The 22,089-nt window shown below is 70.6% G+C and carries 23 protein-coding genes and 1 tRNA gene; 11 read left to right on the top strand and 13 right to left on the bottom strand.

Features of this window, described 5'->3' with window-relative positions:
* Nucleotides 1-5: 5 nt before the first annotated feature.
* Genes ABZT87_RS08070 through ABZT87_RS08060 form a run of 3 tightly spaced genes read right to left on the bottom strand, consistent with a single transcriptional unit; the run spans nt 6 to nt 2,175 of the window.
* The gene (locus ABZT87_RS08070; RefSeq protein ID WP_355134393.1) at nt 6-1,112 is read right to left on the bottom strand and encodes a glycosyltransferase family 9 protein; all 1,107 of its coding nucleotides are present in this window, start codon (nt 1,110-1,112) and stop codon (nt 6-8) included.
* 8 nt (nt 1,113-1,120) lie between these two features.
* Nucleotides 1,121-1,672: an Hsp20/alpha crystallin family protein gene (locus ABZT87_RS08065; protein WP_354854716.1), complete on the bottom strand. Its 552-nt coding sequence runs from the start codon at nt 1,670-1,672 to the stop codon at nt 1,121-1,123.
* The gene (locus tag ABZT87_RS08060) at nt 1,669-2,175 is read right to left on the bottom strand and encodes a DUF2231 domain-containing protein (RefSeq protein ID WP_354854714.1); all 507 of its coding nucleotides are present in this window, start codon (nt 2,173-2,175) and stop codon (nt 1,669-1,671) included. Before ABZT87_RS08060 ends, ABZT87_RS08065 begins: the two co-directional genes overlap by 4 nt.
* A gap of 165 nt (nt 2,176-2,340) precedes the next feature.
* Between ABZT87_RS08060 and ABZT87_RS08055 the strand changes: the two genes are divergently transcribed.
* Complete coding sequence (locus ABZT87_RS08055) at nt 2,341-2,958, top strand: pyridoxamine 5'-phosphate oxidase family protein (protein WP_355134391.1); 618 nt, start codon at nt 2,341-2,343, stop codon at nt 2,956-2,958.
* A gap of 165 nt (nt 2,959-3,123) precedes the next feature.
* Here ABZT87_RS08055 and ABZT87_RS08050 read toward each other — a convergent pair whose 3' ends face one another.
* Nucleotides 3,124-3,528, bottom strand: a complete 405-nt coding sequence (locus tag ABZT87_RS08050; RefSeq protein WP_354854708.1) for a VOC family protein — start codon at nt 3,526-3,528, stop codon at nt 3,124-3,126.
* A 147-nt stretch (nt 3,529-3,675) separates the two neighbouring features.
* Here ABZT87_RS08050 and ABZT87_RS08045 point away from each other — a divergent pair, with 147 nt between their 5' ends.
* Genes ABZT87_RS08045 through ABZT87_RS08020 form a run of 6 tightly spaced genes read left to right on the top strand, consistent with a single transcriptional unit; the run spans nt 3,676 to nt 11,491 of the window.
* Nucleotides 3,676-3,930, top strand: coding sequence for a hypothetical protein (locus ABZT87_RS08045; RefSeq protein WP_355134389.1), 255 nt, complete (start codon nt 3,676-3,678; stop codon nt 3,928-3,930).
* On the top strand, nt 3,927-5,255 hold the full coding sequence (eccD, locus tag ABZT87_RS08040; RefSeq protein WP_355134387.1) for a type VII secretion integral membrane protein EccD: 1,329 nt from the start codon (nt 3,927-3,929) through the stop codon (nt 5,253-5,255). Before ABZT87_RS08045 ends, eccD begins: the two co-directional genes overlap by 4 nt.
* 13 nt (nt 5,256-5,268) lie before the next feature.
* Nucleotides 5,269-6,207 carry a hypothetical protein gene (locus tag ABZT87_RS08035; RefSeq protein ID WP_355134385.1) on the top strand — a complete coding sequence of 313 codons (939 nt, stop codon included), beginning with the start codon at nt 5,269-5,271 and terminating at the stop codon, nt 6,205-6,207.
* 15 nt (nt 6,208-6,222) lie between these two features.
* On the top strand, nt 6,223-10,182 hold the full coding sequence (gene eccCa, locus ABZT87_RS08030) for a type VII secretion protein EccCa (RefSeq protein WP_355134383.1): 3,960 nt from the start codon (nt 6,223-6,225) through the stop codon (nt 10,180-10,182).
* Nucleotides 10,182-10,541: a hypothetical protein gene (locus ABZT87_RS08025; protein ID WP_355134381.1), complete on the top strand. Its 360-nt coding sequence runs from the start codon at nt 10,182-10,184 to the stop codon at nt 10,539-10,541. Before eccCa ends, ABZT87_RS08025 begins: the two co-directional genes overlap by 1 nt.
* Nucleotides 10,526-11,491, top strand: a complete 966-nt coding sequence (locus ABZT87_RS08020; protein WP_355134379.1) for a DUF6177 family protein — start codon at nt 10,526-10,528, stop codon at nt 11,489-11,491. The genes ABZT87_RS08025 and ABZT87_RS08020 overlap by 16 nt, the downstream gene beginning before the upstream one ends.
* Nucleotides 11,492-11,499: 8 nt before the next feature.
* Here the strand turns inward: ABZT87_RS08020 and ABZT87_RS08015 are convergent, their stop codons facing one another.
* From ABZT87_RS08015 to ABZT87_RS07985, 7 genes are all read right to left on the bottom strand, one after another.
* Nucleotides 11,500-11,850, bottom strand: a complete 351-nt coding sequence (locus tag ABZT87_RS08015; RefSeq protein WP_355134377.1) for a hypothetical protein — start codon at nt 11,848-11,850, stop codon at nt 11,500-11,502.
* Between the two features lie 235 nt (nt 11,851-12,085).
* Nucleotides 12,086-12,781, bottom strand: coding sequence for a hypothetical protein (locus ABZT87_RS08010; protein WP_355134375.1), 696 nt, complete (start codon nt 12,779-12,781; stop codon nt 12,086-12,088).
* A gap of 167 nt (nt 12,782-12,948) precedes the next feature.
* Nucleotides 12,949-13,245, bottom strand: coding sequence for a hypothetical protein (locus ABZT87_RS08005; protein WP_355134373.1), 297 nt, complete (start codon nt 13,243-13,245; stop codon nt 12,949-12,951).
* Between the two features lie 37 nt (nt 13,246-13,282).
* Nucleotides 13,283-15,277, bottom strand: a complete 1,995-nt coding sequence (locus ABZT87_RS08000; RefSeq protein WP_355134371.1) for a hypothetical protein — start codon at nt 15,275-15,277, stop codon at nt 13,283-13,285.
* Nucleotides 15,274-15,633, bottom strand: a complete 360-nt coding sequence (locus tag ABZT87_RS07995; protein WP_355134369.1) for a DUF6507 family protein — start codon at nt 15,631-15,633, stop codon at nt 15,274-15,276. Before ABZT87_RS07995 ends, ABZT87_RS08000 begins: the two co-directional genes overlap by 4 nt.
* A 38-nt stretch (nt 15,634-15,671) precedes the next feature.
* Nucleotides 15,672-15,977 (bottom strand): pore-forming ESAT-6 family protein, encoded by a 306-nt coding sequence (locus ABZT87_RS07990; protein ID WP_355134367.1) that lies wholly within the window; start codon nt 15,975-15,977, stop codon nt 15,672-15,674.
* 17 nt (nt 15,978-15,994) lie between these two features.
* Entirely contained in the window at nt 15,995-16,330 is a 336-nt protein-coding gene (locus tag ABZT87_RS07985; RefSeq protein WP_355134365.1) for a hypothetical protein, read from the bottom strand.
* Between the two features lie 162 nt (nt 16,331-16,492).
* Between ABZT87_RS07985 and ABZT87_RS07980 the strand changes: the two genes are divergently transcribed.
* Entirely contained in the window at nt 16,493-17,146 is a 654-nt protein-coding gene (locus ABZT87_RS07980; RefSeq protein WP_355134363.1) for a hypothetical protein, read from the top strand.
* A gap of 47 nt (nt 17,147-17,193) precedes the next feature.
* Here the strand turns inward: ABZT87_RS07980 and ABZT87_RS07975 are convergent, their stop codons facing one another.
* Nucleotides 17,194-17,940 carry a hypothetical protein gene (locus ABZT87_RS07975; protein ID WP_355134361.1) on the bottom strand — a complete coding sequence of 249 codons (747 nt, stop codon included), beginning with the start codon at nt 17,938-17,940 and terminating at the stop codon, nt 17,194-17,196.
* A 347-nt stretch (nt 17,941-18,287) separates the two neighbouring features.
* On the opposite strand from ABZT87_RS07975, the gene ABZT87_RS07970 reads away from it, so the two are divergent.
* The 3 genes from ABZT87_RS07970 to ABZT87_RS07960 are packed head-to-tail and all read left to right on the top strand — an operon-like array spanning nt 18,288 to nt 21,784.
* Nucleotides 18,288-19,412, top strand: coding sequence for an FAD-dependent oxidoreductase (locus ABZT87_RS07970; protein WP_355134359.1), 1,125 nt, complete (start codon nt 18,288-18,290; stop codon nt 19,410-19,412).
* Nucleotides 19,413-19,430: 18 nt separating this feature from the next.
* Entirely contained in the window at nt 19,431-20,786 is a 1,356-nt protein-coding gene (locus tag ABZT87_RS07965; RefSeq protein ID WP_355134357.1) for an amidohydrolase family protein, read from the top strand.
* A complete protein-coding gene (locus ABZT87_RS07960; RefSeq protein WP_355134355.1) occupies nt 20,783-21,784 on the top strand; it encodes a LacI family DNA-binding transcriptional regulator in 1,002 nt (333 codons plus the stop codon). Before ABZT87_RS07965 ends, ABZT87_RS07960 begins: the two co-directional genes overlap by 4 nt.
* A 177-nt stretch (nt 21,785-21,961) precedes the next feature.
* Here the strand turns inward: ABZT87_RS07960 and ABZT87_RS07955 are convergent.
* A tRNA-Thr gene (locus tag ABZT87_RS07955) sits at nt 21,962-22,035 on the bottom strand.
* Nucleotides 22,036-22,089: the final 54 nt, after the last annotated feature.

The following is a 22,089-nucleotide window of genomic DNA, read 5'->3' as shown; positions in this document are numbered from 1 at the left end:
GCCGCCTACGGGCTGAGCAGTTCGCGGGCCGATTCCAGCACCTCGGCCACCGGCACGTCGATGACGAACGAGTCGCGGTGCGGGCACTCGCCGTCACCCGGCCGGTGCGGGTAGATGCCCGGCGTGCAGTCCACGCCGCAGACCGGGCAGTGCACCGTCCAGGAGCTGATCGGCCGGTGCCGGCCACGCAACGGCGTCGCCGTGTTGATCAGGTTGCCGACCCAGAAGATGCCCACCGTCGACGTGCCCACCGCGGCGGCCAGGTGCAGCGGGCCGGTGTCGTTGGAGACGACCAGCGCGCAACCGGCGTAGCAGCCGGCCAGCCCGCCGAGACTGAGCGTGCCCACCTGCGGCCGGACCGGCACCCCCGCCGCCGCGGCCACCTGGTCCACCACCTCCCGCTCGGAGGGCGTACCCGTCACCAGCACCTCGTACCCGTCGCCGTGCAGCGCACGGGCCACCTCGGCGAACCGCTCGGCCGGCCAGCGGCGGCGGGTGTCGGAAGCGCCCGGATGCAGCGCCACCCGAGGGCGGGCCGGCGGACCGAGCACCTGCTCGGCCTCGGCCCGGTCCGCGTCGGTGACCGCGAGCGTCGGCACGATGGTGGTCGCCGGAGCGCCCACCAGGGCCACCGCCTCCAGATAGCGGATCACCTCGTGCTGGTAGTACACGTAGCGGACCCACCGGTCCAGCGGCGGCGCGTCCTCGGCGCGCAACCCGACCGTCACCCGGGCACCGAGGCGGCTGATCAACGGGTTGGAGTTCGCGCCACCGCCGTGGGCCTGCACCGCCAGGTCGAAACCCTCGCCGCTGGCCGCCGCCACGAAGTCGTCGATCGTGGACGCCGGCTCACCGGCCTCCGGCTCCCGGATGCCGGGGCCCGGCGGCACCACCAGCACCCGGTCCACTGGGCCGGGCCGGTCGCGCCAGAGCTTCGCGTGCCACGGCGCCCCGAGCAGCACGATCTCCGCCGAGGGGTACGCGGCGCGCAACGCGTCCAACGCCGGCAGAACGAAGATGAAGTCGCCGAGGGCGTTGGCGCGCAGCACCGCGATCCGGCGCACGTCTTCGACTCGCCCCGCCGTCGGGCCGAGCAGGGACGGGGTGACCACGTGGCGCGCTACTCCCGGTCGATCTCGCCGACGCTGTCCGGGTGGTGCAGCTCCCGGTCCGCGGCGGGATCGGCCGCTATCGGCGTACCACCGGAGAGGCCGCCCGAGCGCGGCCCGGCGCGGCCGACGGTGATGGTGCGCGCCGTGGGTCGCGCCGCCCGGGGCAGCCGGACGCGCAGCAGCCCGTGGTCCATCACCGCGTCGATGCCCTCCGGGTCGACCCGGGACGGCAGGTCGATGCGGTACTCGAAACCGCGCGTCTCGAAGCCCCCGGGAATGCCCTGATCGGCGTTGACCTCCGCCTCGGAGCGGGCCCGCACGCACAGCTCGCGGTCGTCCAGCTCGACGGCCACCTCCTCGGGCGCGACGCCCGGCAGCCGGACGACGACCTGCCAGCCGTCCGCGGTCTCGGTCAGCTCGACGTCGGACGACCCGGCCCGGCCGCCGACCAGCCGGCTCAGCTCGGCGCGCAGCGACTGCAACTCGCCCATCGGGTCCCAGCCCTGTTGCCGGCCGCGCCACCCCCGGCCGAAACCGCCGGTCTGCTGCTGCTCGCTCATCGCACGTCTCCGATCCGCCGGGTGGCCGTGGTGGGCCGCAGTGAGCTGGGCGCATCCAGACCGGCGTCGCGGTCGACGCCCACACCGAGCCGGTCGACCAGTTCGCCACCGAGCCAGGCGCTGATGCCGAGGATCGCCACCGCGACGACCTCGATGGCGATCAGCGCGCCGCCGGCGGCCCGCGAGTCGGCGTTGAGCCGGACCACCCACACGGCGGCGAAGAGCAGGATCACCGCGACGTTGGCGCCCGCGTGCAGCAGACCCACCCGCTTCGCGCGGGTGCCGGTCGGGATCGCCAGCAGGTCGAACGAGCCGGCCGCCGCGGCGAGCAGGCCGCCGATCAGGCCGACGGTGATGTTCCAGTACGCGACCTCGCCGAGGAAGTCCGGCCCGCCGACCGTGTCGATGATGTCGAAGAGCACCGCGGTGACCAGCAGCGCGACCGGGAACATGACCAGCATCGGGTGGACTGGGTGCCCCAGCACCTTGAGTCGGCTCTCCATCTCCCGGCCTCCACTGGTCGGCTTCATCTGCGGACGGTACGAGCGGCGGGCGTGTCGGGTGAGGCCGTACCCCGGGCGACCGGGGGCAAACCTCGCGCTGGCCACGCGGGCCTAGGCTGGCGACGGTGGCGCCGCCACCCGGGTCAACGGCTGGGGGAGGATCGCGTGACGGTGGAGATCACTTCGCACGAGGAACTGCGCGAGCTGCTCGGCACGCCGAGCGCGCGCGCCGCCAACAAGGATCGCGCCCGCCTGCACGAGCGGGACCGGCAGTGGCTCGCCGCCGCGCCGTTCTGCCTGATGGCGACGGCCGGCGCGGACGGCAGCTGCGACGTCTCGCCCAAGGGCGACCCGGCCGGGTTCGCGCTGGTGCTGGACGACACGACCATCGCGCTGCCGGAGCGGCCAGGCAACAAGCGCGCCGACGGCTACCGCAACATCCTGGACAACCCGCACGTCGGGCTGCTCTTTTTGATCCCGGGTCGCACCGACACGCTGCGCATCAACGGGCGGGCCCGACTGGTACGCGACGCGCCCTGGTTCGACGACATGGTCGTCAAGGGGCACCGACCGGTACTCGCCGTGGTGGTGGAGATCGAGCAGATCTTCTACCACTGCGCGAAGGCGTTCCTGCGGTCCGCGCTGTGGCAGCCGGAGACCTGGCAGCCCGACGTGCTGCCGTCCCGCGCCCGCCTGATCAAGGAGGTCGAGACGCCCTCCGAGAGCCTGGAGGACCTGGAGAGGCACTACGGCCCGGAGTACGCCACGAAGATCTACGTCTGACGCAGGCCGGTCAGCTCGACCAGCCGGACGGATTGCCGAACGACTCGCGGGAGATGCCGGAGCCGGTCTCCGGCCACGAACCGAACCGGGCGCGGTCAACTCGTGGATGTCCTCCCGGGTCGCGCTCGACGAGGGCTCGCCGCAGCGCCAGAGCCTCCGCGCCGGTCACCCCGGGGTGACCGACACCATCCACAGGTGACCGTCCGGGTCGGCGAAGACGCCCGCGTACCCCCAGGGTCGCGTGGTCGGCTCGGCGACCACCTCGCCGCCCGCGGCGCCCGCCCGCTCGACGATCGCCCCCGCGTCGGCCTCGGTGGCGGCGCCCAGGGCGAGCAGGCACTCGCTCTGCCCCCTCGGGGCGACCTCGCGCGGGCCGATCACCCACCCGAAGCCGCCGGTCGGGACGAGCATCAGGCGCAGCCCGTCGTTGACCACGAACTGCAACGGCTCCGGGATTCCGTCGTCGGCCAGCTCGCCCACCGCTTCGAGGCCGAGACCGTCGCGGTAGAAGTGGTACGAGGTCGTGCGGTCGGCGATGGGCAGACTGATGGTCAGGGGCGCAAATGTCATGGGCTGACGCTCCGGGATCTCTGAGGTATGGCCACCATAGAACGCGGCTGCGACAGTCACCATCAGCGCGCAGTCGCGGCGTGCCGACCCGGCACCCGCGAGATCACGTCCCCCGATCGGATTAGCGGCCGTGGATAGAATCGAGCCGTGGCTCGGGAATTCGACACGCAGCTCATCGAGTCGGTCGCGGTTCGTCGCGCCCGCATGCGTGAGCTGCTGCTGTGGGGCAGGCAGCGCCGGGTCCGCGCCACGGGTGACGGGTTCCGGTGGTTGCGTACCGGTCTCGTGCTGGCGGCGGTGGCCTGCGCCGTGTGTGTCGGCTGGTCCTTCCTTCAGAACGTCGTCGCCGAGCAGCAGAGGGCCCGCAACCCGGCACCGATCCAACCCACGGGTCTGCGATGACCCAACCGCGGACCCTCGCCTCCGCCGGTCACCTCAGTCGGGTGACCCTGGCCGGGCCACACCGACGCATCGACCTCGTGCTGCCCGCCGACGAGCCGCTCGGCCTGCTGCTGCCCGAGGTCGTCGCGCTGGTGGGCCACCCGCCGACTGACGATTCGCGGGGCTACCAGATCAGCACCCTCGACGGCACGGTGCTCGACCCGGCCGGCAGCCTTCGGCAGGCCGCCGTGCCGGACGGCGCGCTGTTGCGGGTCGACCCGATCTCCGAGGCACCGCCGGCGGCGATCGTCCACGATGTCTCCGACGAGGTCGGCGACGACCTCATCCGGCGGCGCGGCCGGTGGGGTGACTTCCCCCGTACGTGGACCGCCACCACCGCCTGCCTGGTGGCCGCCGCGGTGGCGGCACTGCTCGCCGGCCCGCACCTCGGGCCTGCCGCGGTCAGCGTCGTCGGCGGCGCGGTCGCCCTCGCCGGCCTCCTCGTCGGGATGGTGGGCAGACGCAGGATCGGGGTGGCGGTGCTCCTGAGCGGCGCCGCGATGGTGATGACCGCCGTGCCCGGCTGGACGGACACCCGCACCCCCCGGTGGGCACTGTGGACCGTGGTGATCGGCTGCACCGTCGTCGCGGTGGGTGCCGTAACGGGCAACGGGCGCGCTGGCGTCCTCGGTGGCGGCACGATGCTGGCCCTGGTCGCGGGCTGGAGCGTGCCGCTGCTGCTCGGCATGCCCGCCGAGCGGGTCGCGGCGGTGCTGGCGATCGCGTCGGTGGGCGTGCTGGGGCTGTTGCCGCGGATCGCGATGATCACATCGGGCCTCACCCGTCTCGACGACCGCCGCAGCAACGACGAGCCGGTGAGCCGGGTATCGGTACAGGCCGCAGTGGACTCCGCGCATCGCGGGCTGGCCATCGCGGCGATCGCGGCGGCGACCTCGGCGACGCTCGCCGGGCTCATCCTCGCGTCGACGCCGGGCCCGTGGCGACTGGTGCTGGCAGCCCTGGTGGCCGGCGCCCTGCTGCTGCGGATGCGCGCCTTCCCACTGGCGGCCGAGGTGGTGACGCTGGTGGCCGGCGCGCTGACCATCGCGGGCGGCCTGCTGCTGTGCTGGGTACGGGAGCGGCCCGGCACGTGGTGGGGCACGGCGGTGGCGGCACTCGGCGTCTGCGCGGTGGCCCTGGCGATCCTGGCGTACCGGCCGCCGCCGCACGTCCTGGCGCGAGGCCGGCAGGTCGCCGATCGCGTCGAGGCCCTGACGGTGATGGCGCTGGTGCCCGTCGCCGTCGGGGTGTTCGGGCTCTACTCGCGACTTCTCGACACCTTCTGACTGAGGCGGTGGCATGAGCGCTCCACCGGTGCCGCGCACCGCGCCGCCGGCCGACCCGCCGGCGTCGGAGCCGGACGACCTGTCGATCGCGCGCAGGCCCCCCTCCGGCGACTCCGCGCTACGGCGTACGTGGCGCAGCGCCAGCCGGATGTTCGCCAGCGGCCGGCAGACCCGGGAACTCGCCGACCTCGCCGCCGAGGTGCAGGCACCCGTGCACACCGGCCGGCGGATCGCGGTGGCCTCCGTGCAGGGTGGCGCGGGGAAATCCACGCTTGCCGCGCTGCTGGCGTCGGTGTTCGCCGCGCGTCGCGCCGATCCGGTGCTCGCCGCGGACGCGGACCCGTACGACGGCTCGCTGACCTGGCGGCTCGGCGCCCCGAGCGACCCGTCACTGCAACGACTGGCACCCGGACTGCTCGCGGGCCGGGGCGGCGACCTGCGCGACCTCGAACCACTCCTCCCACGCACCGGGACAGGTCTCTGGGTACTGCCGAGCGGCACCACCAACCCGAACCTGTGCACCGCTGTCACGCGCGCACTGTCGCGTCTCTTCGCCGTCACCGTCACCGACTGCCCACCCGGCCTGGAGGCCCGTACCCCGGCGGGGGTGATGGCCGACGCGCACGCGGTGGTGCTCGTCGCGGCGGCGACACCCGACGGGGTTCGGGGCACCTACCAGACGCTGCGCCGGATCGTCGACGACGGCTACGGGTCATGGCTGGAGCGCGTGATCGTCGTGTTGAGCGCGAGCAACCCGCACGGCCGCGCGACGCTGATCCACGACGCCGCCCGTGAGCTGATCGAGCAGACCGGCGTACCGGTGGTGGTGCTGCCCTACGACCGTCACCTGGCCGCCGGTGCGCTCATCACCCCGTCGCGGATCGGCGAGGCGACGCTCGTGGAGGCGACCCGCGCCGCCGCGCTGGCGCTGAGTCGCGCTCGGCGGATGTGACCGGAGGCCCCCCGCATGTCGACGCGCATGGTGCACCGCCCCGCCCGGATGGCCCGCCCGATGGCCGCGATGGATCCACTCGTGCTGGACCCGCCACCGCAACTGCCCGACGGCAAGTCCGCGATGGGGCTCCAGGCGTTGCTGCCCATGGCCGGCGCCGGGGTGGCGATGAGCATGATGATGTTCCTGCGCGGCTCCGGCTTCGCGGCTCTGGGCGCCGTGGTCATGGTGGCGGCGCTGGGCGCCGCCGGGGCGATGTACCTCACCCAGCTGGGCAAGGCCGGCCGGCAGCGCCGGGCACAGCGCGAGCGCTACCAGGACTACCTGGAGGAACTGCGCGACCAGTTGCGCGAGACCGAGCAGCGTCTGCGGGAGGAGGCGAACCTCCTCGACCCGCCGGTGAATCGGCTGCTCGACGTGATCCGCAGCCCGGCCCGACTGTGGGAACGCCGACGCGCCGACATCGACTTTCTGCACGTACGGCTGGGCATGGGTTCGCTGCCCGTCCGCACGATCGAGCTACGCGAGCAGAGCACGCCCACCAATCCGCTCGATCCGTTCATGCGTCACGAGGCGCGCTCACTGATCCGCCGATTCGCGCTGGTACCCGGGCTGCCGCTGCGGGCGAACCTGGACTGCGCCGGGGATGTCAGCGTGATAACGCCGAACTACGCGGACGCCGTCGCCCTCGCCCGGGCGATCCTCGTGCAGGTCGCCACGTTCCACGCCCCCGACGACGTGACGCTCGCGATCATCACCACCCCCGAGCGCGCCCGGACCTGGCGTTGGGCACGGTGGCTGCCACATCTGCTCGACCGGACCTCGATCGGCCCGTCCGGCCCGACCCCGCTGCTGGTCACCACCGTACAGACGCTCGTCGAACTGCTCAGCGAGGATCTGGAGGAGCGGACCACCAGCGCGCTCAAGTCGTTCCGGCACGGTGTCGGGCGTACGGAGGCGAAGGCCCGGCCACGGCTGCTGGTCATCGACGACGCACACGGTGAGCTCGCCCGCGTGCTGGCCAGCCCCGACCAGACGGTCGGTCTGGCCAGCCTCGGCGTCACCGTGGTGCACCTGCTCGCCGACCGGCTGCACGAACCCGGCGACGTCTCCCGCCGGATCACCGTCGACGGCGACTCGGTCACCCTGGAGGATCTGACCGCGTCCCCGCCGGTGACCGTACGCGGCACCCTCGACGAGGCACCGGGCCCGCTCGTGGAGGGCCTGGCCCGCAGCATCGCCCCGCTGCGGCTGTCCGCCGACTCCTACGACGACGGCACCGGTACGCCACCGGCCGACTTCCAGGACCTGTTGGGCCTGTCCGACCCCACGAACCTGGATCTGGTCGACCTCTGGCGGCCGCGGGGCGAGCGGGATTTCCTCCGCGTCCCGATCGGGGTCAACCCGGCGGGGCGTCCGGTGCTGCTCGACCTGAAGGAGGCCGCGCAGCTCGGGATGGGGCCGCACGGGCTGTGCGTCGGAGCGACCGGTTCGGGCAAGAGCGAACTGCTGCGCACGCTCGTGCTCGCCCTGGCGGCGAGTCACCCGCCGGAACGGATGGCGATGGTCCTCGTCGACTACAAGGGCGGGGCCACGTTCGCGCCGTTCAGCGAGTTGCCGCACCTGGCCGGGCTGATCACCAACCTGGTCGCCGACGCGGCGCTGGTGGAACGGATGTACACGAGCCTCGACGGCGAGGTGCAGCGCCGCCAGCAGATGCTCGCCGACGCCGGCAGGGTCACCGACATCACCGAGTACCACCTGCTCCGCGCGGCGCAGGGCGAGCACACCGACCTGCCCCCGCTGCCCCACCTGCTCGTGCTCATCGACGAGTTCGGCGAACTGCTCGCCGCCAAGTCCGAGTTCATCGACCTGTTCCTGCGGATCGGGCGGATCGGGCGGTCGATCGGCGTGCACCTGCTGCTGTCGAGCCAGCGCGTCGAACAGGGCAAGATGCGCGGCCTGGAGAACTATCTCGCCTACCGGATCGGCCTACGGACGCTCACCGAGATGGAGTCGCGGACCGTCCTCGACACAGTCGACGCGTTCCACCTGCCGCCGTTGCCCGGGAACGGTTACCTGAAGGTCGACGTGTCGATCTACCAGCGGTTCAAGGCCGCCTACGTCTCCGGCCCGCTCAGCAACGGCGCAGACGCCGAACTCGCCCCGATCGTGGGGCCGTTGGCGAAGCCGATGCCGGTGTTCGGCACCGCGCGCACCGACGCCGACGAGAGCGTGCCCGAGGAGCCGAAGGCTTCCCGGCGCACCACCGGACCGACCCTGCTGTCGACAGTGGTGGGGCAGCTGGCGGCGAGCGGGCAGCGGGTCCCGGCGATCTGGTTGCCGCCCCTGCCACCCATGCTCACCCTCGACGAGGCTGGCGGCGGGGTGAGCACCACACCGGACGGCGTACGCCTGGGAACCGGGTCGCGCCCCGGCGTCGGGTTGCCGGTTACGCTGGGCCGTCTCGACGATCCCGCCCGTCAATGGCAGGGCCCCTGGGTGCTGAATCTCGCCGGGAGCGGCGGCAATCTGCTCGTCCTCGGCGGGCCCGGCAGCGGCAAGACGACAGTGCTGCGTACCCTCGCGCTCGGCCTGGCCACCACCCATCGCCCCACCGACGTCGGCATCTACGGCATCGACCTGCTGGGAAACGGCCTCTCGGGGCTTGCCGGGCTCCCCCACGTCGGCGGCGTCGCCAACCGCGAGGACCGCGAGCGCGTCCGCCGCGTCGTCGACGAGGTGCACGCGATGCTCGCCCGGCGGCAACGCGTATTCAGCAGACACCAGTTCGACACGGTCGAGGACCTGCGAGGCGCCGACGAGAGCGTGCGTACCGAGGTCGGCTGCGTCGACGTGGTGTTGCTGATCGACGGCTACGGCCAGCTCAACGCCGAGTTCGAAAGCCTGGAATCCAAGGTGCACGACCTGCTCGCCAGGGGCGGCCGCTACGGCATCCACGTGATCGGCACCGCACGGCGGTGGAACGAGGTCCGTGCCGCGCAGCAGGTCGCCTTCGCCAACCGGGTCGAGCTGCGGCTCACCGAGCCCGCCGAGTCGAGCATCGACGGCAGGCAGGCTCGGGGCGTCCCACCGGACCAGCCTGGCCGGGCTCTCACCAGTGAGAAGCTGTTCGCCCAGGTGGCGCTCCCGCGACTGGACGGGGTTCCGGACCCGGCCAACGCCGGTCTGGTCGCAGCCGCCCGGTTGGTGCGAGCAGCCTGGACGGGAGCACTGCCGCCACCCGTCCGGGTCCTCCCCGCCGTACTCCCCGTGGCCGACCTCGCCGGCACTCCCGCCGGCCACGGCGTGGTCCCCTTTGGTCGCTACGAGAGTGACTTCTCCCCCGCCGTTCTCGACCTGTTCGGCCGCGACCAGCACCTCCTCGTCCTCGGGGACCTCCGGACCGGAAAGACGAACCTGCTGCGGCTGGTCGCCGAGGAGTTGATGGGGCAGTACACGTCCGAGGAGCTGGTCTTCGCGGTGTTCGACCCTCGCGGCGTACTCGCCGACGTGGTGCCCGACTCCTACTGCGGTGGGTACGCCCCGAACGCGGCGCTCGCCCAGCAACTGTCCAGGGCGGTGTGCGACGAACTGGCGAAACGGCGGTCGTCCGAGTCGGCGCGTACCCGCATCGTGCTGCTCATCGACGACTACGAAATCCTGGCCGCGTCGGCCACGCAGCCGCTCGGCGCGCTGGTCCCGTACGTGGCGGCCGGCCGTGACACCGGGCTGCACGTCGTGATGGCCCGCCGGGTGGCCGGCGCCTCACGCGGTCTGTTCGAGCCGTTCCCGCTGGCCGTGCGCGAGGCCGGCTGCCTGAGCCTGCTCATGTCCGGCGACCGGACGGAGGGCCAGTTGTTCTCGGGCGTGCGCCCCATGGTCCTGCCCACCGGACGCGCGCAACTGATCCGCCCCGGCGACGGCCCCCGCATGGTGCAGACCGCGTTCGCCGGCCAGACGAAGGAGCACTGATGACATTCGACACGGTGGCGCTGTGCCGCGCCGAGCCCGATCCGGCCGCGATGCTCGGTGCCCTGCTCGCGGCCGGTTCCGAGCTGAAGATGGACACCGTCGAGGCGGCCGGGCTGGTGCGGCTGTTCGACCCCGGTGACGGGCGTCTGCTCCTGAGCGTCGAGACCGCGCGCCTGGTGCAGGTGCCGGGCGAGGCCGAGCGGTTGCTCGGTCTTCCGCTCGACGACTCCTTCGGCGGCCGGGTCTGGTGGGTGGAGAGCCGCGCACCCGCGGCGGACCCGCAAGCCGCGGACGTGGCCCGCCGTTTCACCGCCGCACTGGTCGAGATCACGGGAGGGCTGACATGGATGAGCCGATGAACGGCGCGACCGACACGATCACCGACCGGGCCGTCGTTCTCCACCAGGACCGCGCGGTGGTCGGCCTGGCACCCTGGCTCGCGGAAGCCGCGGTCGACGCGGTACGCGACGGACTGCTGCTCCAGGTCGTCACGCCGGCGGACGGCGTCATCACGTACCCGCTCGAGATGATGCTCGCCCAGGCACGGGGGCAGTGGGTGGTGCGGGCGGGCGGCCAGTACCGCGACGGGCTCACCGGCCTCCCGCTGCACTGGGACGGTCAGCGCTTCGCCAGTGCCGACGCCTCGCAGCCCGCCGGTTCGCCGCCGGCCGACGCACCGTGGACAGGCGGCCTGGAGATCCAGATCGTCACCCTGCACCCCGCCACCGAGGCCCTGCGACTCGGTGCCAGCACCGAAGCCGCCATCCGCGCCCTCACCGGCGGCGATCCGGCCGGGTGGGGCGTCGGCGAACCGGTCACGGAGCCGTGGTCGCGCCACGAACTCACGGCGTTCTGTCGAACGCGCGCGCCGGCACCCACCAGCCTGACCGTCGTCGGCGGCGGGGGCAGGTCCGCCACACTCGGGGTCCTGACGGTCGAGCGGGTCGACGTCGGCATCCGCGAACAACTCCGGCTGGCCGGCCCTGCCCTGTCGTCCGTCGACGAGACGACGATCGAAGGGCTCGCCGAGAAGCTGGCCGGCACGGCCCGCAGCATGATCGTGACCGTCCATCCGGGCCGGACCGGCGGGCTGCGGTCGAGCACGCCGAGCATGCCGGCGTTGCCGTGGGGCATCCTGGTCGGCCACCAGGAGAACCCCGTCGAGTCCGAGCACGAGGTGGTCATGGGCCGCCCGTTGGGGCGGGGCGCCCGACGCGCGTGGTGGTATCGACTCGACGGTGGCCCCGGCGCCCCGTACGAAACGCTCGGCGCGGTGCTGCGCCGGTACGGCCTGAACGTCCCCCGCTGACCGTCGGCTCAGTCGATGGACGCGAGAATCTCCTGGAGACCTCTGACGAGGTACAGGGGCCGGTAGCCCAGTCCTTCCAACTCACCGAACATTTTTCTCGCGGCGGGTTCGTCCAACTGACCTCGACGGAAATCCCGGACCGTTAACACATAGGGCATCTCCTCGAACGGGATCCCCGCGTCGTCCTCCAGCTCGTGACCCACCTTGAAGTCGAGCGCCAGGTCCTCGGTCTTGCCCAGGTAGTCGGCGTAGGGCTTGTCGGACGGCTCGAAGGGGATACCCAGGGCGGAACTCACCTTGCCGGCCACCCGGTCCCGGTCATCGGTCGACCCGAAATATATTTCTACGTAGTCCGGCATCAGGGCGACACTCCTCCGCGTAGATAGTCCTCGATCCTGATGCCTTCATACTCGTCCGCGCCGATCTCGCGGTAGCTCGCGATCTCCTCGAATTCCTCGTCGTCGCTGAACTTGACGACCAGCTCGGAACCGGCGGTGTCGGCGAGAAACTTCCAAAGAGTCTGCGCGAGCAGCGGATCTTCATAGGTCGGCGCGGCAGCGCGGTGCTGTGCCGCTACGGCCGGAACATCCCCCGCTAGAGCGGCTCGTGTTGGCGGTCGATGAACGAGCTCACGCTCTCCGCCTCGGCGCGGGTCTTCTCGTGGAGGCCCGGATCGTCTGCCAGACGATCGAAGTAGCCCTTCTCCTCCGGGCCGCCGAGATCCAGAATCGTCGGGATGGTGATGATCGTCAGACGCCACGGCAGACGAGGTGTGGCCGCCTTGAGCAGGTCGACCACTCGGGCTCGTACCGAATCGTCCAGGTGATCAGGCCCCACGCGGCGGAACCAGCGGACCAGACTCTCCGTCGCGCCTTGCAGGATGAAGAAGACCCATGATCGACCAATGCTGTCGATGACCCCGTCCGGTGGCGTCGTCCACGTGACGCCGAAGACGTCCTCCGGGTCCAGGTAAGCCTCGGCCCAGTCGCGCACCCTCTCGGGCGTGACGTCGGCAAGGGTCGGCATCGACTGCTTCAGCCGTGCGTACAGGATGAACCAGTAGTCATCGAAGAACGCCCTGGGATGCCCCCAGTCGGGCTCGTCGCCGCAACGGTCCCGGACGTCCACCAGGTAGGCGAGGCACGTCTCCAACGCCCGTAGGGCTTCGACCTGCTGCTGCGGGCCGGGTGGCAGCTCGCGCGCCGCCTTCCCACGCTCGACGGGATCCGCCAGCCGCCATGGAACTGGCACGGCAGCCAGCATTTCGGGGGCAACCCAGGGACCGGTCACAGGAAAATCAACTCCATAGGGCCTGAGGAAGTCACCTACTGCTGGTGACATACCAAGGCATCCCTTCCGCCTCCGCCAGCCACGAGGGAAACTGGCGAAGGCGGCCAGCAAATCGGTGCAAGGGCCCCTTCAAGGCACCATCTCTGCTTCGCGAGCCGGCACCGACCCTAGGTTTGTCCGCGCAGGTAATCCTCGAACGAGACGTCGTCGTACTCATCCCCACCGATCTCGCGGTACCCCGCGATCTCCTCGAACTCCGGGTCGTCGCTGAACTTGACGACCAGTTCGGCACCGGCAGTCTCGGCGAGGAACTTCCAGAGCACCTGAGTGAGCTGCGGATCCTCGGAGGTCAAATGGTTACCGATGGAGAACCCGGTAACCGTGCCACTCTCGTCTCTGAGCCGCTTGCCAAGCCCAATTATCAACTTGCGCGACGGACACACGAGATAGCTCGAGATGCTCACGTCACTCCCCTCCGCGTAGCGAGACAGTCGTCATCGGTCACTGCCGGGGCGGCAGTTTGGTGCCCAGATTGTACTCACCCAGCACATTGCCAGCGGGGTCCCGGAAAATGACCTCAACCTTGGCGTACTCAGCCAGACGTTCCGGCGCACGGCTGCCCTGGAACTTACGGATCCAGGTCTCCACATCGGTACCCGGCCGGACCTGCACCCAGACCTCGCCCGAACCATCGAGTTGTTCCAGAGCAGCGTGTTTAACTTCCTTGTTGAAGGAGTTGTACCCCCCGGCGATCGACTTGTTCTCCCGGGCGAGCACCGTATTGCCGTCCGCATCGACGAACTGGACATCCCCGCCCTGGACACCCTCGCCTGCGACGTGCGGAGTGGTACCCGGTGGACCTCCGCGGAGCACCGCTTCTGCGTTCTCGCGGGTCATCGGGAAGTCCTTGTTCGAGTCCGTGATCACGTCGTCGATGAGACGCTGCTGCTCCGCCGGGTCGAGCGCATCGAACACGTCCTGCCCGGCCCCGCCGCCCGGCGGGTCATTACCCGTCGGATCGCTGCCCGGCGGGTCATTGCCCGTCGGGTCGTTACCCGTCGGATCGTTGCCCGGCGGGTCATTACCCGGCGGATCGCTGCCCGGCGGGTCATTACCTGGCTGATGCTGACCGGGTGGATCGGTGCCTGGGGGGTTGTCGCCTGGTGCGCCCCCATCGCCCGGGTGATTCCCACCCGACGGGTGTCCACCGAGCTCGTTCCCGCCGTGTGGGCCGCCGCCGGGGCCGTTGCCGCCGTCCATGTGCATCGCGTCGCCACCGCGAACGTTGGGCATCTCGACCTCGAAGCCACGCCCGAGCGGTACGTCGCCGGCGATCGCCGGCACCAGCCCGAGCCGCGGAATCTGGATGTCGAACTTCTTGGCGACGTTGATGGCCACCTCGCCGACGGTGGGCAGCTTGTCGAGCCAGTTGCCCGTGCGGACCAGCGCGGCGCCGATCCGGGCGGCGGTGGCGCTGCCCCGGATGCCGTTGACGGCGGCACCCGCACCACGCAGCCCGGAGCCGGCACCCTTCGTACCCACGACCGCCGAGACGATGTTGAACGTGGCCATGCCGGCCGCCTTCGACTTGTCCTCGCCCCAGGTGTCGTACGCGATGATGCTCTTGCCCGCGTTGAGCAGGAGGTTTCCCGCCTCACGCTTCTCCATGAACGGCATGCCGACCGTCTGGTCGATCACGATCGTCACCGGGTTGACGTAGATCGAGACCGCCCACACGAACTTGCCGAGTCCCAGCCACGACTGGCCGGCGGTGCCCCAGCTCCACTCACCGGTGACGGGATCCCGGCCGATCAGGCCGCCCAGGTCTTCCAGCATGGTGACGAAGCCTTCGCCGATGCCGACGAAAAACGCCCCCACGTCACCGAGGAGTCCACGATCGTGCTCCTCGTTGCTGCCCCAGGGCAGGGCACCGTCCTCACCGGCAGCGGCGTTTAGCGTGTCGGCGGTGAAGCCGTACTCGCCGTCGTCGGCCTGGCCGTCGGCGTTGTCGGCCCGGTACTGGCGGCCGCCGTACAGCGCGTTGATCGTGTTGGCGCACTTGCGCTGCGCCTCGAAGAACGCGGCCACCTGTGTGTTCACCGCGGTGATCAGGCCGTTGTGCTGGTTGACCTTGCCCTCGTCCTCGCGCCAGTCCTCGTCGTCCTTGACCGAGCCGACGAATTGCTCCGCCTGGCCCTTCAGCGCCGCGAGTTGGGCCTTGATCTCCTTGACCTCGGTGGCGTACGTGGCCAGCGCGGCCCCGACGGCCTGGACGTCCTCGCCGACCGAGGCCGAGACCGTCCGAACCGGGCCGGTGGCGGCGAAGAGCTGCTCCGCCTCCGGCGCCTTGTATACGGCCGCCAGCCCCTGCCAGGTGCTGTCGACCGCCTGGCCAGTGTTGGCAAAGTCGCCGCCGGTGGTCCGGATGGTCTGGGCGTGGGTGGCCAGCGCGTCCATGTTGCCGGGGATCTGCGGAATCTCCCCCGGGTTGATCATCGGGGCACCGCCCGACCGCCCGGCCCCGGCATCGTGGCCGACGGGTCGGGCGCGGCCGCTGCGCTGCGCTGCGCGTTCGCCGCCATCTCCAGATCACCTTCGACGTAGGCGTTCGTCGCCTGCGCCGCAGCCTGCATGCACGCCCCCGTGCGAGTGAACACGAACTCGAGATCCGTCCGAATCGACTCCACGAAGCCCTGAAGTGCCTGGCCCACGATCTCCGAACTGGACTCGGTCGCGGATCCCTCCAGCGCCGAGTTCAAGCTCGTCATCTGCCCCTCGAAAGGGGTGGCCGCGGCATGTGTGCGAGTCAGGACGTCGCGCACTCCGCCGGGGGAGATGTCCCACGTGCTCACGCTCGTGCTCCCTCGTCAACAACTCGTCGGGTTACGGCTCAACCGATGGACTGCACCGCCGAGCGGGCCCGGGACAGCGTCGTGTTCGCCGTCTCGTCGTTCTTCGTCATGGTGGTCTTGACCAGATCGATGATCGTGCGGACCTCGCCTGCGGCGCGGTTCCACCGGTCCTCGACGGTCCGGTACTCCTCGGACACACCGTCGGCCTGGAAGTCGGCCATCGCGGCCGCGACGTCGGCGCTGCGCTGAGAGATCACCGCCTCAAGCCGGGCGATGATGCCGGCGAGGTCGCCCTGGACCTGCTGGGACGTGCCGGTGTCGAAACTGCGTCGGTCTGTGCTCATGACTGTCACTCCCCGTGTCAGCGGCTGCTGGAGAACCTGGCGGCGTCGAAGTTCGCGGTGGCCGCCGACGACCTGGCATTGTCCGACATTTCGGTGTCACCCTGACCGAATGCGGAGTCCATTCCACTCTGGCCGCCCAGAATCGCACCCAGGGCGGAGTTCAGTTCGGCGGTGATCGAATCGGCGTTGGCCTTGAACGAATCGAAAGCCACCCGCCCGGCCCCGTTGAAGTTCCCCTGCAACGGCTCCGCCGCGACGATCAACTGCTTGATCAGCGAACCGAGATCATCGGACGAGCCCTGCGTCTGCTTGGTCAGACTGCCGAGCGTCTGCGCCCCCATGTCGAACTTCATGACACCACTCCCGCTCCTCGACCGAACGTCCGCCATCAATGCTACGAGATCCACGCCACATCATCCTCGGTGGATTTCGTGCGGGACGGCGAAGGCCGGGAGATGCGCGGTGGCAACGTGGCGGGAAATCATTGTGCGGGCCGCCGCCGTAGGCTTGCCCTCGTGAGGCGATACCTCCGTGACGCGCCGTCCAGCCTGACCGCCAGGGCTCGCCGCTTCGTCGCGATCCACGGAGTTTGGCTCGACGTGCCCGCTGTCGGTGACCGGCGCAAGCAGTGGGAGACCAACGGTATCCCGTCGGAAGTCGTTGACCAGGCGGAGAGCCATCAGCATCGCTGGGGCGGGCTCGTCCTACCTCCGTCGTTCACTTACGACGGTGGACCGCGCATGTTGTGCGCCGATGTCCCTCAATGGGAGAACGACTTCACCGAGCCGGGCTGGTGGTTCGAAGCAGGACCGCAACGGACGGCGTTGCCGTACTCCTTCGTTGTTGGACCTGACGGAAGCTTCGGCATCGCCATGGACAGTTGGGTGCCTCTGCACACCCGAATCGAAGGCTGGGTCGAGTCGCTCGCACTCGCCCAGTCGGCAGAGCAGATCGCACAAACGGTTACCAAGCTCTCTGGCGACGCGGTCGCCGACCTTGACCTCTCCGGCCTGCGACCCGTGCCCGAGACTGCCGGCGGGGTCGACATGTGGTGGCGTGGGTCAGCCTCGCTCATTGCGATCTACAACGGCGAAGCGGAGCTGTTCGGCCGCCCCGACTACCGGGTTGCGCGCGTCTACTCCGGCAACATCGACCTGGAGTGGCTGTAGTCGCACACGCAGATCTCTGAGCGCCCGCGTACCACTCGACCGCGTAGCTACCAGAGTTGGCCCTGCCCGTGATCGCCACCGCGCTCTCCGGGAAACGGTGTCGGCCAACAATCAAGCGGTGCAGCTGCGGGCACCCTGAGGTGGTCGACGTACCGACGAACGACGGGACTGAGGTCCAGGAGATCTCGCTTCTGCGAGACCAGCTCGAACCAGGCGACATTCTCAACCCAGTACCGGTAGACGAAGTGCTCGAAACCCGGTGCCGTCCACTGGACGTCCGCCAAGAAACTCGCCGGGTCCATCTTCAGCGGTTCGTCACCGTCCGCGGGTTCGTAGCTCGAAGCGCTACACACCACAGGACTGGAGCCGTCGGAGCCCAGGTACAGATACCAGTAGCCGCAACCCTGCTGATCGTTCATGAACCGCACCATGAATGCGTGGTCCTCGATGGGGCTGGCCACCAACCGGGGCGAGATCTCCCACTCGCAGGCCAAGCACGACGGCACGGAGCTCTGCAGGCGGCTGCTCGCCATGAACACCACGAACGCTGCCGGCAGAGCAAGGCCGTGCCGTGCGAGACGTCGGTTGAACGCGTCAAGACCATCCACGCGTACGGGGTTTGGTGCCATGTAGTACGACCCCGTTCCCGCCGCTTTCGGAGTCAGCCAGTCGAACGTCCCGGTGAACAGCCGCTCGGGCAGCGGCGGTAGCTTGCCGTACGTCACGTCGTCGTAGACCTCACCAAGCCCGTACGGCCCCGGCGCTGTCGCTTCCCATGCGCGCGAGAAACTCACCCCTCACCTCCATCGCGCTCGCGACGTCGTGACTCAGTTGGCGAGTGTGCCAGCAGCGGCGGGCCTGAGGGGCGGAGCCCCGAATACCGAGCCGCCGGACGGAATCGAACCGTCCACCTACGCTTACCGAACATCACGTTCCGAAGCTTGTCATCGATTGCCGAAATCCATCGTTGACCTGCACAGACGCCATCAACAACTGGTCCACGCTTGTCACTCACAGTGGACCTTTAGCAGGGGTTTTCGGGGGGTAAGCGGGGCACCGTTGGCCATTGCCCGTTGACTTGATCAGACGACCCGTGCTCCGATGTAACTAGTTACATCGATGGGGAGGCACGAGCATGGGCATGGTCGGGCAAGTGGTGGTCATCGGTGCCGGTGTGTACGGCGCGGCGGTGACCGCAGCGCTGACGCGGCGCGGCGCCCGCGTCACCGTCGTGGACGCCGGCGCACCGGGCGGCGGCACCTCCGGCGCGACGTTCTCGTGGACCAACTCCTGCGGCAAACAGCCCCGCTCGTACCACGACCTCAGCGTCGCGGCCATGCACGCGCACCGGGAACTGGCGGCCGGGGTGCCGGGCAGCGACTGGTACCACGAGGACGGCAACCTGGAATGGGCCGCCGACGCCGATGGGTACGGGCGACTACACGCGAAGGTCGCCGGGCTCCTCGAATACGGGTACGAGGCGCGTTGGCTCAGCCGGGCGGAGGCGGTACGCCTCGAACCGGACATCGCCGCCGCCGAACTGCCGGCGGACGGGATCGCGTTCTTCCCGCGCGAGGGCTGGATCGAGCCGAGGCGCCTGATCGGCCACCTGCTGTCGTACGCGGTGTCCCAGGGCGCCGAGCTGGTACGCGACGACGCCCTCACCGGCCTGGAGGTGGGCGGGGGCAGCGTGCGTACCGCCCGACTCGCCTCCGGTCGGCAGTTCCGGACGGACGCCGTGGTGAACTGCGCCGGGCCGTGGGCGGCCCGGGTCGCCGCGCTGGCCGGGCTGGACCTGCCGATGCGCAACACGCGCGGCGTGCTCGTGCACACCTCACCGGTCGCCGTCGCGGTGTCCCGGGTCGTCCACGCTCCGCACGTCCACCTGCGCCCGGACGGCGGCGGACGGCTGCTGTTGCACAGCCACGGGATCGACGGCGCGGCGTACGTCGCCGACACCGGGGAGATCGACGTCGAGCGGTCGGCGATCGATCGGGTGCTCGACGCGGGCCGCAGGCTCTATCCGGGGATCGCCGCCGCGACTGTGGAGAACGTCCGGGTGGGTGAACGGCCTATTCCCGGCGACGGTCTGCCGGTGCTGGGTCGCGTAGCGGAGCTGCCCAACTTCCACTTCGCCGTCTCGCACAGCGGCGTGACGCTGAGCGTGCACGCCGCTGGCCTGGTCGCGGCCGGGGTGCTCGGCGAGGACCGGGGCGAGGAACTGGCCGCCTTCCGGTTCGAGCGTTTCGCACCGACGAGCCGGTGACCGGACAGGGGGAGGACAGTGGCCACGACAGTCCTGCATGACGGTGTCCTGGTGGACGGCCGAGGCACGGAGCCGCAGCCCGGGGTCGACGTCGTGATCGAGGGAGACACGGTCCACGAGATCGTGCCGTCGCGGCCAATCGAGGCGTACGGGACGGTGGACGAGATCGTCGACGTTTCCGGGATGCTGGTGCTCCCGGGGCTGATCAACAACCATACCCACGGCACCGCGTACGGGCCGCTGTTCGCCAGCGGCCACGAGGCCCTGCCACACCCGCAGGTACTGGCCAACCTCGACCGGCACCTACGGGAGGGGACGACCACCGTGCTCTGCGCGGACGGCTTCGTCACCGCCGAGGCGCTCGCCGCCACCGATGCGGCGCACCCGGTCAACGTGAAGCTCGCCTCGTGCAACGTCCCGTCCTGCCTGGCCGCGGCGACCATCGCCGACGGCGGTGGCCTCACTGGAGCGCACCGCGCCTTCACCGCACGGCACGCGCTGGACGCCGGTGCCGTCGCGCTCGGCGAGATCGGCGCGGGACACACCCTCGGCGGGGGTGGGGCGAGTTACCTGTACATCCCGGCCGAGGTGCAGAGACGTACCGGCGTACGGATCACCCCTCGGGCGGCGGACAACCTGAAGATCGCGGTGCTGGGGCGGCACATCTCGACGTCGGCGTTCGACCGGGACGCGGTCGAGGAGGCGTTGGCGGGTGCGGGGCTGACCGGCAGGCTGTCGGTCGACGAGGTCCGCGAGATCGTCTCCGGGATCGTGCTGCCCGCCTTCGACATCGCCCTGCACGGGCTGGCCGAGGCGGCCGAGCAGGCACGCAGGGCAGGGGTACCGGTGGTGGTGCACAACGCGGCGGCGTCGATGACCCAGGTCGCCGCGATCGCGACAACCGACGTGCGGCTGATCGCGGCACACTCCAACCATTCGAGCTTCGACCTGCGCGAGGCCGTCGAGCACGCCGAGCGGCTGAAGGAGGCGGGCGCCGTCGTGGACGTCTCCACCCTGGACACGTTCGGGGCCCGGCGACTCACGACCGGGCCGGAGCTGCTCTACGCGATGTTCTCGGCGGGGCTCGTCGACACGATCTCGACCGACTACGCGGGCGGCCACCACGACCCGATCCTGCTGGGGATCGACCGGGCCACGAAGGCGGGTGTGGTGCGTCTCCCGGCGGCGGTCGCGATGGCGAGCGCCAACGTCGCCGACGCCATCCCCGGGTTGGCACCCCGCCGGGGCCGGGTCGTACCCGGTGCGATAGCCGACCTGGTGGTGACGGACCCGGAGCAGCTCGATCGGGTGGCGACCGTCATGATCGGGGGCAGGATCGTCGTCCGGGACGGGAGAACAGGGGGACCACGGTGAGACGGGCCACCATCGGCGACGTCGCCGCGCAGGCCGGTGTGTCGACGGCCACCGTCTCCCGGGTCGTCAATGGTGGCGCCGTCGCCGAGCCGACAGCCACCAGGGTGTGGGCGGCGATCGCCCGTCTCGGATACAGCCCGAACGCGCTCACCAGGGGCGTCTTCGCCGGACGCGCCAACACGATCGGGGTGGTCATCCGTGACCTGCGCAGCCCCTTCTACCTCGACCTGATCCGTGGCATCGACGAGGTGGCCGACGCCCAGGGCAGCCTCGTTCTGTTCGCGAACACGTTCCGCCAGGTGCACCGCGAGCTCGCCCACGTGCACACGATGGACGAGCAGCGGGTACGCGGGCTGATCGTGACGACCGGCGAGAGCGCCGACGGTCGTACCCGCCGGATGGCCGACACCGGCGTGCCGGTCGTGGTCGTCGCGCGTACCGTCCCGGACCCGCCGGCCGGCATGCACTCGGTCAGCCTGGACAACGTCGAGGCCGGTCGGCTGATGGGCGTACACCTGGCCGGGTGCGGGCGCTCCTTTGTCGGTGTCGTCACCTCCGGTAACCGGCCCTCGCAGGTCGAACGCACTGCGGGGCTGCGGCTGGCGCTCGCCGAGGCCGACCTGTCCCTGCCCGACGAGGCGGTCGTCGTCGCGGATTCCGAGGAGGAGGTGGGCGATGCCGTCGGCGCACTCCTCGCGCGTGCCCGTGCCCGGGACGAGCCGCTGGACGCCGTCGTCTGCACCACCGGCCGCCTGACCGTCGCGGTGCACTCCGCGCTGACCGCCCACGGGCTCACCGTTCCGGACGACATCGCGTTCCTGACGATGGACGAGTTCCCCTGGTCCGCCGCGCTCGGGATCACCGTGGTCGCCCAGCCGTCGCACGAGATGGGACGGCGGGCGGCCGAGCTCGTCGTCGAGCGTCCGGCCGAGTCGGTGCAAGTCGTCTTCGAACCGACGCTCGTCGCCCGCCGCTCGTGCGGCGAGGGGCACCGTTGATCACACACGTCTCTCGCGGAGGTCGACAGTGGCACGACAACGGGTCGGGCAGCAGCGTCCGGGGCAGGCGGTCGCGGAGCGGGATGCGGACTATCTGCGGACCGGCACGTCCGTCGGCGGTGTGGTGGACCTTGGAAAACGGCGAAGCCCAGGCCAATGACCTGGGCTTCTGTACCGAGCCGCCTGACGGAATCGAACCGTCGACCTACGCATTACGAGTGCGTCGCTCTAGCCGACTGAGCTAAGGCGGCAACGATCAGCAAGTGTACGGCACCCCCCGGCCCCGGACCGAACGGGATACCCCC

The organism is Micromonospora sp. NPDC005237 (assembly GCF_040607775.1).
Taxonomy (GTDB): domain Bacteria; phylum Actinomycetota; class Actinomycetes; order Mycobacteriales; family Micromonosporaceae; genus Micromonospora.
This window is presented reverse-complemented; position numbering and strand designations above follow the sequence as displayed.